Genomic DNA, 10,240 nt, shown 5'->3' on the forward strand with positions numbered 1-10,240 from the left:
CGCCTTCAGCTAATCCCTGCTTTTCGAGGGCTGGCCATGCGTTTTCTATACTTTCTCTCATACGTGCTTCTGCATTTTCTGCCGGATCTGTTGCAACGACATCATAGCCTTGTGATAGAAAACGGGAAATCCATCCGTTCCCTATCACACCTGTTCCAACAACGGCGATCTTTTTAATTTCCATATGATTCAGCCTTTCCGTAAGGGTTTCTTAATCCGAGGTGTTTACGTGCTTCTTGAGGTGTCATTGGTTTAGCACCTAATCCGTTCATGGTAGTGACAACTCGATCAACCAATTGTGCATTTGTGGCGAAAACGCCTTTATCCAAGTAAAGGTTATCTTCCAAGCCTACACGGACATTTCCGCCTAGAAGCATGGATTGAATAGCCATTGGCATTTGCATTCGACCTATCCCGAATGCTGACCAGTGAGCATTTTCGGGAAGTTTATCGCGCATGTACAGCATCGTCTCTGCATCTGCTTCTGCTCCCCATGGAATTCCAAGGCAAAATTGGAACATCGGATCACCATCGATAAGACCCTCTTCCATTAATTGTTTAGCAAAGCGGACATGGCCGGTATCAAAGCATTCCATTTCAGGCTTCACACCGCTTTCCTGAATAAGACGAGCTTGCTTACGCAGCCAATCTGACGGGCTCACGTAAAGTTGATCTCCGAAATTCAGACTTCCGCAATCTAATGTACAGATTTCAGGTAATAATTCTCCTACAGGCTCATGACGCTCTTCTGGTGTTTGCATGTCGGTTCCAGGCCCGCCAATTGTTGGATCCCCCTGGCTTGGAATCCAATCGCCGCCTCCGCCAGCTGTGATATTTAGAATCACATCTGTCTCTGATTCTCGTACTCTTTCAACGACTTCTCTAAATAAAGCAGGGTCATGACTTAATGCACCCGTTTTTGGGTCACGCACATGGATATGAGCGATTGTGGCACCGGCCTTAGCTGCTTCAATAGAAGATTGTGCGATCTCTTCCGGGGTGACTGGTACATGTGAGCTTTTATTAGTCGTTTCTCCTGCTCCTGTTACCGCACATGTTACGATTACATTTTTATTCATGATGGTTCCTCCTTTTATAATCCGGTACTAACTGACACTTCAAATCAGAAAGTCTTCGTTCGTTCAACTAAGAATAATAGAATGCACTATTGGTTAGTTAAACCTTGTAAATAAAAAGAGAAATTGGAAAGACTCCATTTCTCTTTTTTGTTGGGTATTGCATGGTACTTCCTATATATCAGACATGATCCCGTTTATTGTTGGGAATCCCCAGGCTTAGGAACATGTTTGAATATTTCACCGCTATCGAAGAATTCGACTAAATTTCCTAACCATTGGTAGTAATTCAGCCATTCCTTTGTTTCCTTTAACAGTTCATTTATCTTTTGCTCTGTTTCTTCATTAATATTGTCATTTTGAAGTACGTCCGATAATTCAGCAGACAGCTTTTTCTCGAATAGTTTGTTTTTATTGATGACTTTTTGCCAATTGGATGTGAACAACGAAATAAAGGTTTGGTAATAGTCCTGCTCGACATTATATAAGTCTTTACGGACTCCTTTTTCAAAAACCTTTTCAGCAATGTTAAAATCGAGCATTTCTCGCATAACCTGACTCATTCGGGTCTTGCTCATCCCTGTTGCTTCCGAAAGTTCATCAAGAGTCATTGGTTTTCGATTCATATAAATAATTCCCAAAACCCGCCCGACTGTAGTTGAAACTCCGAATGTACGCATATTATCTGCAATTTTTTCAGCAAATTGATCTTCAACCTGTTTCACTTTAAATAATGGTTTTTCATTCACGTGGTTTCACCCTTCCAATAGCCAACTTCATATGACAATGTACCACAATTATTTATAAAACCAAACATGAGGAATTGGCAGGAAAGAAAAAGAAAAGCAAGGAAACGTAAGAAAACCCCCTTATAAACTTTGTACAATAAATATTTTACGTAAATTTTGTACAATATATAAACTTTATAAACTTTTTATTTTACAAAGTTTAATCTATACTAGGAAAGGCAGCTATTAAATAAGTGCATGTATATTTACGATCGAAAAATATTATGGAGGTGTCTGCATTTTGCTGAAATTCGACCATGTATCAAAAGAGTATAAAGGAGGAAAGAAAGCGGTTAATAATTTGTCATTAGAATTTGAAAAAGGGGAATTCATCTGTTTTATCGGACCAAGCGGCTGTGGTAAAACAACGACAATGAAAATGATAAACCGTTTGATTGAACCTTCTGATGGAAGTATCTATATTAATGGAGAAAATATTATTGAGAAAAATCCGGTTCAGCTGAGAAGAGAAATCGGGTATGTAATCCAGCAAATTGGTTTGTTTCCGCATATGACGATTCAGGAAAACATTTCACTTGTTCTTAAATTACTTAAATGGCCTGAAGATAAACGCCGTGCAAGAGCCAGAGAGTTATTGGATTTAGTAGACATGACGCCTGAGTATTTGGACCGTTATCCACACGAGCTTAGTGGAGGTCAGCAGCAAAGGGTTGGTGTGCTGCGTGCATTAGCAGCGGATCAGTCATTGATTTTAATGGATGAACCATTTGGTGCACTTGATCCCATTACAAGAGATTCCTTGCAGGAAGAGTTCAAAAAACTTCAACAAAAATTAGGAAAAACCATCGTGTTTGTCACTCATGATATGGATGAAGCGCTTAAATTGGCTGATCGTATTGTCATCATGCGTGATGGACAATTAGTGCAATGCGGATCACCAGATGAGATCCTGCGAAACCCGGCTGATGAATTTGTTGAAGAATTTATCGGCAAAGATCGTCTTGTTCAGGTAAAGCCTACCATTCAAACGGTGGAGCAGATTATGAATCCAAAACCAATTACCATTTCACCTGAAAAAACATTATCTGAAGCAATCCAACTAATGAAGGAACAACGTGTAGATTCGCTGCTTGTTGTGAATGATAACCAAATCCTTCAAGGGTATATTGACATTGAAATCATTGATCAGAAACGTAAAAAAGCCAATCTCGTAGGGGATGTAATCGAATCAGAGTTGACAGTAAACAAAGATAATCTGGTACGGGATACGATTCGTAAGATTTTGAAAAAAGGCATGAAATATGTCGCAGTTGTCGATCAAGACCATCGTCTTGTTGGAATCGTAACAAGAGCAAGCCTAGTGGATATTGTTTACGATTCGATTTGGGGAGAGGAAGAAACCACACAGTAAGTATGAATAGGAGGGAGATGAAATGAATACCTTTTTACAATTTTTAAGTACTAATGGAAGTGAAATGATCTTTAAAACGTGGGAGCACTTATATATATCAGTGATTGCTGCATTGTTGGGGATTATTGTTGCGGTACCACTTGGAGTCGTTTTAACACGATTCCCAAAAGGAGCAGGATTTGTAATGGGAATATTGGGCGTTATTCAGACGTTTCCCAGTTTTGCTATCCTCGCTTTCTTCATTCCCATTTTAGGTGTTGGGAAAATACCTGCCATTATTGCGTTATTTTTCTATTCAGTCCTACCCATCTTGAGAAACACGTACACAGGAGTTAATGGTGTAAAACGCAGTTTACTGGAAGCAGGACGCGGGATGGGTATGACTGGATGGGAACAGATCCGCTATGTGGAAATACCACTTGCCATCCCTGTTATCATGGCTGGAATTCGCCTGTCAACTGTTTATTTAATCGGCTGGGCTACCTTAGCAGCCTATATTGGAGCAGGCGGCCTTGGAGATTACATTTTCAGCGGGTTAACGTTGTATCAAGCTGAATTTATTATTGCCGGGGCGATCCCGGTTACAATACTGGCATTATTGATTGACCTGCTTTTAGGACGCATTGAAAAATCAGTAACGCCTAAAGGAATGCGTAAGATGAAAGAAGCGGCATAGGAAGGAAGGAGGGAACAAGAAAAGTGTTAAAAATACGTCGATTAATAATTGTGTTAACGGTCTCACTGTCTATTCTGTTAAGCGGCTGTTCTCTTCCCGGGTTGAGCGGGCCATCTAAGGATACAGTTGCCGTTGGGACGTTGAGTACATCAGAATCACAGATTATGGGGAATATCATCCGCCAATTGATTGAACATTACTCAGAAGTGGAAGTGGAAATGGTCAATAACTTAGGTTCATCGATAGTCCAGCATAAAGCAATGATGAACGAGGATGTCGACATTACGGCCACGCGCTATACAGGAACAGATTTGGCAGGAGCATTAGGTATGGAGCCGGTTAAAGATCCAGATAAAGCTCTTAAAGTTGTTCAACGTGAATTTGAGGAACGATACGATCAAACATGGTTTGATTCTTATGGATTTGCCAATTCATATGCATTTACCGTTACGAGAGAAATGGCTGAAGAAGAAAATTTGAACACGGTTTCAGATTTAAAGCCAATTGTTTCGCGTTTGGAATTAGGAGTTGATAATGCCTGGCTGAAAAGAAAAGGAGACGGCTATGAAGGGTTTGTCAACACATATGGATTTGAGTTCGGTAAAACGTATCCAATGCAGATCGGTTTAGTCTATCAGGCAGCAGCAAAAGGAAAAATGGATGTCGTACTTGCCTATACGACAGATGGACGTATAAAAGCATTTGATTTAAAAGTATTAGAAGATGATAAGCAATTTTTCCCGCCATATGATACTTCATTAGTGGCACGTAACGAGGTTCTAAGAGATCATCCTGAACTTCGGGATATCCTTAAAAAGCTCGAAGGTGCCATTGATACGGAAAAAATGCAGGAAATGAACTATGAAGCAGATGGGAAAATGAAAGAACCGTCCGTCATTGCGAAAGAATTTCTGGAAGAAAACCAATATTTTGAGAATAACTAGGGGGTGTCCATATTGGAAACGATCCAAGACATAATGTATTATTATTCGCAAAATGCAAGTTATGTATGGGAACAATTCTATCGGCACTTTTTAATGTCCGTATATGGAGTGTTGTTTGCAGCAATCGTGGCTATTCCGGTCGGTATCTTAATCTCCCGTTATCATCGATTAAGTCCATGGGTAATGTCACTTGCTAATATTATTCAAACAATTCCAGCTTTGGCGATGCTGGCTGTTCTTATGCTGGTTATGGGACTTGGAACGAATACCGTCGTGTTTGCACTCTTTCTCTATTCGCTCTTGCCTATAATAAAAAACACTTATACAGGTATCAACAATGTTGACCATACCTTACTGGTTTCTGGAAAAGCGATGGGGATGACGAAATTCCAGGTGCTTCGTATGGTAGAACTTCCCCTTGCATTATCCGTGATCATGGCTGGTCTGCGGACAGCGCTGGTCATTACAATCGGAATTGCAACAATTGGTACTTTTATTGGTGCAGGGGGATTAGGAGACATTATCCTCCGCGGTACAAATGCAACGGACGGTACAGCCATCATCCTGGCCGGGGCAATTCCTACAGCATTAATGGCTATTATTGCTGATGTGGTAATGGCATGGCTGGAACGCAAGCTGTCGCCGGTAAGGAAGAAACCAGAAGAGCAGACTGCATAGATGAAGTGAAAATCCATCCGGTTGAATACCAGGATGGATTTTTAATAGGAAGAATTCTATTAAGGAGTGAAAACGTTGGAGATCTTGTTAGAGAAAAATGTACCTTGCCCTATGAGAGATGGCACAGTTCTCTATTCGGATATTTATCGGCCGGATATGGAAGGGGAATTTCCAGTATTATTGACGCGTCTACCTTATAATAAAGATTTACCGATGTTTTCTCATCGATATTTAGATACAAATCGACTTGTGCAAAATGGATACATGGTGATTATCCAGGACGTTAGAGGCCGGTTCGCATCGGAAGGCGAATTTTATCCGTTTTTCCATGAAGCCGAAGACGGCTATGACACAGTAGAATGGGCAGCAAAACTGCCTTTCTCTTCAGGAAAAGTGGGTATGTTTGGATTATCCTATTATGGTTTCACACAATTACTTGCGGCTGTCGAACGCCCGCCGCATTTACATGCAATCGTACCTGCTATGACATTAAGCGATTGGCAGACGGATGCTGTTAACGATCAAGGAAAATGTTTAGTAGGCTCATCTGAGACGTGGGCTCTTGAATCCATCGCTCCAGATCAAATAAAAAGAAAGTCCAGAAACAAAGAAGAATATACTTCGATGATGCTGAAAATGGCCGGGTATTATAATAACATTGAAGAGTGGTATTCATACAAGCCAATTGAAAAGTGGCCTCCACTCAAGGATTTGGGAGTGGCAGGTTTTTTCTATGACTTTATCACTAACCAATTAAGTGAAGAAGCTCAGCAACGGATGAGCATCATACACAAATATGATCATGTAGACATCCCTGCCTATCATATCGCAGGCTGGTATGATAATTTTTTGCAGGCAACCATTCGAAACTATACCCAATTAGATAATAAAACAAAAGGACAAAGATTACTTATTGGTCCATGGGGGCACGGTGTCTTTGGCTCAACATTGGGTGAGAGATCATTCGGACTCCACGCATCCGGTGACTGGATCGATTATCAGGAAGATTTAACAAGTCTGCATATCCGCTGGTTTGATGCGATATTAAAAGAAAAAACATCTTCAGTTATGGAGGAAGCGCCCATTAAACTATTTGTTATGGGGACAAATGTATGGAGAAATGAATATGAATGGCCGCTGGCTCGAACGAACTATACTCCCTATTATTTTCATAGTGAAGGGCAGGCTAATACTTGTTATGGAAATGGCCGATTAAGCGTCGAGAAAGCCGGGAGTGAACCGCACGATACATTTGTATATGATCCTTCTAACCCGGTTCCGACAAATGGAGGAAGCACTTTGTTTGCCGGCATTAATACGATGGGGCCGCGTGATCAGCGTGAAATCGAAGCAAGAGAAGATGTATTGGTTTACACCTCTGAACCTTTAACTGAGCCCCTTGAGGTAACCGGTCCGGTTAAAGTAAAGCTTTGGGCAAAAACGGATGCTATTGATACAGATTTCACAGCCAAGTTAGTCGATGTTATGCCGGATGGAAAAGCCTTCAATTTAACAGATGGCATTGTCCGGACAACTTATCAAGATGGCGTTAAGCAGGAAGGCTCAACGAAAGATACCATCAACGAATACGAGATTGACCTTTGGGCAACAAGCAATGTATTCCTGCCTGGACACTGTATCAGAGTGGAAATATCATCAAGCAATTTCCCCCGTTACGATACGAACCTGAATACAGGGAAGACGATGGTTACCAGTAAGGAAATAAAAGAAGCAAAACAAACGATTCTTCATCAAAACGAGTATCCTTCACATATTTTGTTACCAATCATTGAATGATGGAAAATGCCAAAAGACGAGTATTACAGTGATGGCACTAAATACCGCTAATGATTTCCGTGCAAGACTTCGCTTTCCGCGGGCGGTTGGTGAGCCTCCTCAGTCGCAATAGCTCCCTGCGGGCTGAAAAGCGGAGGCGGCTGATCAGAGGCGACAAGCATAAGTCAGGGCAGCCATAAAGGCGCTTTTTGCCTTTTTGGATGGCAGGACTTATGTCTCGAGCCTCTAGCCGCCGGAGCTGGACAAGTCTCACCTAACACGCTTCTCCCGCAGGAGTCTTCGTTTTGCACTCCAATCAATCGCTGGAACCGGTTTTGAATATGGATATGTTTACACAATTTCACCCTGAGAGGATGGATTGTAACTTATATTAGTTTGTCTTGATCCTCCTTCTTCTTTGATTGAATAGAAGGTAAGAACACGGCACGAAGGCAAAAATCTCTACTGCGGTTAGCACTCTGATATTCGTGGGTTTTCACATTTTATCTTTCCGTATAAAGGTCTGATCCACTAACTCGGCGCGTGAATTAATCTCTATAGATATATCACAGAGGAGGCACGTGGATTTTCCTTTCCGGTTTTACTCTTTGCCTTCGAGCCCTGTTCTGGTAAACAAGGATAAAACATCAACCACTGAAAGTCCGCATGTTTTATTGCATCGATAATCTTCTCTTAAAAATTGCCCTAACCGTGGAAGGGCGATCCTCCACATTAGTTTTTCAAGAATAGTATTCATTATTATATCGAGAGGAATGGTTTTCCTACACTTCTTTCGCTATTTCATTCCTATTAGGAGCAAGAGGCGGCTGCTCTAACCACTTATTTTGTACCATCAAATCAAACCATTTTTTTGTAACCCTGAGATTTTTTAAGATAGTACCTTCATAAGCTGCAACAAGGTCTGTTCTCATGGCTGATGCCAGGCCTGTCCCGTGATAGTTTTGAGCAGCTTGATACAAAAATCCAATATGATACAACATTATCTTATCGGAAAATGGGGAATCTGTTGAAGTTGTCACTTCTGTTTCCCAGGATTTCGGCACGGGTAAATTATCAGCTTGCATGATTTTTGCAAATGCTTTTATTTGTTGATCAGCAGTGTTTTGAGAATCCATTAAAAATTTTCTTACTTCTTTTGTTTGAGCGACTTGACTGAAAGCGATAGAAAGTGTTTTAGCCATAATGCTTTTTTTTATGTTGAATGAAATACTAATGATTTCTGTAGCTGCTAAACGTCTGCCCTTTCCGAAGAATCCATCGGCGAAATCACGGGAAGAAATATATTCCGGGTTTTTAGCCGGGTAAAATAAAGGATCTCGTTGAAAGCTTCCTTTCTCGAGTAATAACTCAATAGTCTGATGATACATCTTTTTCGCATCGTCATCGCATGAATCGTAAAAATCCCTCAAGTCTTTCCTAACCGAGACAGCTAATGAAGTGCTGTGTCCCAGAAGACCATGCAATGTCATGATATGTAAATAATTCAGACAAAATATATCCGTGAACAATCTTTGTTTATCTTTAAAGAGGTCAGATTCAGTAAATCCAATCGGGACAGGAAACCCCTCTTTTTTAATAAAATTGGAAATTTGCTGTTTTTGTTTTCCGAATGTATGAATTGCCTCCTCAAAAATGGCTTTTATTTGTTCGTCTTCAATAATGGAGACCATATACCTGTTTATCACATCCGTCATTGTACCGTTCACATACTCTCCCCAAAGGGTACCTATTTCGGAAGATGTCAGTTTTACATTTTTTTCATCCATATCCTCACCTCTTGGATATTATTATTCAATTGAGCAACTGTTATGCATTTTCCATAAGGGGTGATGGATGAAAATTGCGCAGCAAATCCCGAATCGGCCTAGAGGGCGGTTTTTGCCTTCTTGGTCGGTTTGGCTTATGACATGTGCCTCTAAGCCCTGCAGCTAGACATGTGAGACCCCGCAGGCTTGCCGAGGAGACTCACGGGCTACCCGTGGAAAGCGAAGTCTTGCACGGAAATCATTAGCGGTATTAAGAACATAAACTGAAATTGTTCGTCTTTATGTCGTGGTTTATTAGTTTTGTCCCTGCCCCTTTGATTTATTGGTACAGACTTGCGGCAAACACTAAGAAAATCTTAAGAATTGGATAAAGTGTTTAGTAAGATTTGATTGGTATGATTCTCTTAGAATAACTGTTTAAGAGGTGATAAATGTTGAAAATCACATTTAGGAGTGAAGATCCGTGAACATATTAGTTTGTGATGATGATATCGCCATTGTCGATGCGATAGAAATCTATTTAGAGAATGAAGGTTATCAAATATTTAAAGCTTTTAATGGAAGATAAGCCATAGAAGTGAGTAGAGATATTATGAGATCCATCTTATTATCATGGATATTATGATGCCTGAGATGGAAGGGATCATAATATCCATGAAGATTAGAGAAGAAAATAATATTCCGTTGATTATGCTTTCTGCCAAGTCAGAGGATTCGGATAAAATTATCGGCTTAAATTTAGGGGCTGATGACTATATTACAAAGCCGTTTAATCCTTTGGAGTTAATTGCAAGGGTTAAATCGCAACTGAGAAGATATACAACCTTTGGAGGTCTTGAGACGAAGAGCCATGTACACCCAATGTGAATGTAGAAATAGTCGGTAAGGGAAGTATCAATTGAGGTAGAACTCGATACAAAACTCTCCAAATCTTAACGGGAATTCTATTGTAAATATTTTTAAAAGTAAAGAGCTTCTACCCCCGGCTTAAAATGTACCCTATAGAGTAGACACTAAAAAAAAGTCTACCTATAGGGTATTTTTTTGTATAATGACAAATAGACAACTAGTAGAAATCGGGGAAACATCATGAGTAAAAAAACATTCACAGAGAAAGAAATCAAACAATTATCCATTAATCCT

The 10,240-nt window shown here is 40.4% G+C and carries 9 protein-coding genes and 1 pseudogene; 6 read left to right on the forward strand and 4 right to left on the reverse strand.

The window, feature by feature from the left end; translation table 11 throughout:
- The 3 genes from HP456_RS14810 to HP456_RS14820 all read right to left on the reverse strand — a co-directional run.
- Positions 1-184 (reverse strand): 3-hydroxyacyl-CoA dehydrogenase NAD-binding domain-containing protein (locus HP456_RS14810; protein ID WP_246289084.1); only part of this gene is annotated, 184 nt, incomplete at its 3' end.
- Positions 174-1,079: a beta-keto acid cleavage family enzyme gene (locus HP456_RS14815; protein ID WP_172252426.1), complete on the reverse strand. Its 906-nt coding sequence runs from the start codon at positions 1,077-1,079 to the stop codon at positions 174-176. The genes HP456_RS14815 and HP456_RS14810, both read right to left, overlap by 11 nt.
- A 194-nt stretch (positions 1,080-1,273) precedes the next feature.
- The gene (locus tag HP456_RS14820; protein WP_172252428.1) at positions 1,274-1,825 is read right to left on the reverse strand and encodes a GbsR/MarR family transcriptional regulator; all 552 of its coding nucleotides are present in this window, start codon (positions 1,823-1,825) and stop codon (positions 1,274-1,276) included.
- A 280-nt stretch (positions 1,826-2,105) separates the two neighbouring features.
- Here HP456_RS14820 and HP456_RS14825 point away from each other — a divergent pair, with 280 nt between their 5' ends.
- The 5 genes from HP456_RS14825 to HP456_RS14845 all read left to right on the forward strand — a co-directional run bounded on the left by HP456_RS14825 (position 2,106) and on the right by HP456_RS14845 (position 7,331).
- Positions 2,106-3,236 (forward strand): betaine/proline/choline family ABC transporter ATP-binding protein, encoded by a 1,131-nt coding sequence (locus HP456_RS14825; protein ID WP_172252430.1) that lies wholly within the window; start codon positions 2,106-2,108, stop codon positions 3,234-3,236.
- 22 nt (positions 3,237-3,258) lie between these two features.
- Complete coding sequence (locus tag HP456_RS14830; RefSeq protein ID WP_172252432.1) at positions 3,259-3,912, forward strand: ABC transporter permease; 654 nt, start codon at positions 3,259-3,261, stop codon at positions 3,910-3,912.
- Between the two features lie 32 nt (positions 3,913-3,944).
- Positions 3,945-4,856, forward strand: coding sequence for an osmoprotectant ABC transporter substrate-binding protein (locus HP456_RS14835; RefSeq protein ID WP_512698757.1), 912 nt, complete (start codon positions 3,945-3,947; stop codon positions 4,854-4,856).
- Between the two features lie 33 nt (positions 4,857-4,889).
- Entirely contained in the window at positions 4,890-5,534 is a 645-nt protein-coding gene (locus tag HP456_RS14840) for an ABC transporter permease (protein ID WP_376766222.1), read from the forward strand.
- A gap of 66 nt (positions 5,535-5,600) precedes the next feature.
- Entirely contained in the window at positions 5,601-7,331 is a 1,731-nt protein-coding gene (locus HP456_RS14845) for a CocE/NonD family hydrolase (RefSeq protein ID WP_172252438.1), read from the forward strand.
- A 761-nt stretch (positions 7,332-8,092) separates the two neighbouring features.
- Here the strand turns inward: HP456_RS14845 and HP456_RS14850 are convergent.
- Positions 8,093-9,097 carry a DUF3231 family protein gene (locus HP456_RS14850; protein ID WP_172252440.1) on the reverse strand — a complete coding sequence of 335 codons (1,005 nt, stop codon included), beginning with the start codon at positions 9,095-9,097 and terminating at the stop codon, positions 8,093-8,095.
- Positions 9,098-9,560: 463 nt separating this feature from the next.
- Between HP456_RS14850 and HP456_RS14855 the strand changes: the two are divergent.
- Positions 9,561-9,946, forward strand: a pseudogene (locus HP456_RS14855) (response regulator transcription factor); the annotation flags it as partial.
- Positions 9,947-10,240: the final 294 nt, after the last annotated feature.

This window comes from Bacillus haikouensis (assembly GCF_013179555.1).
GTDB classification, from domain to species: Bacteria; Bacillota; Bacilli; order Bacillales; family Bacillaceae_B; genus Rossellomorea; species Rossellomorea haikouensis_A.

Excerpts from the sequence above, each read along its gene's own strand:
- HP456_RS14815 (WP_172252426.1), bottom strand. The coding sequence starts at position 1,079 with ATGAATAAAAATGTAATCGTAACATGTGCGGTAACAGGAGCAGGAGAA.
- HP456_RS14850 (WP_172252440.1), bottom strand. The coding sequence starts at position 9,097 with ATGGATGAAAAAAATGTAAAACTGACATCTTCCGAAATAGGTACCCTT.
- HP456_RS14830 (WP_172252432.1), top strand. The coding sequence starts at position 3,259 with ATGAATACCTTTTTACAATTTTTAAGTACTAATGGAAGTGAAATGATC.
- HP456_RS14840 (WP_376766222.1), top strand. The coding sequence starts at position 4,890 with ATGTATTATTATTCGCAAAATGCAAGTTATGTATGGGAACAATTCTAT.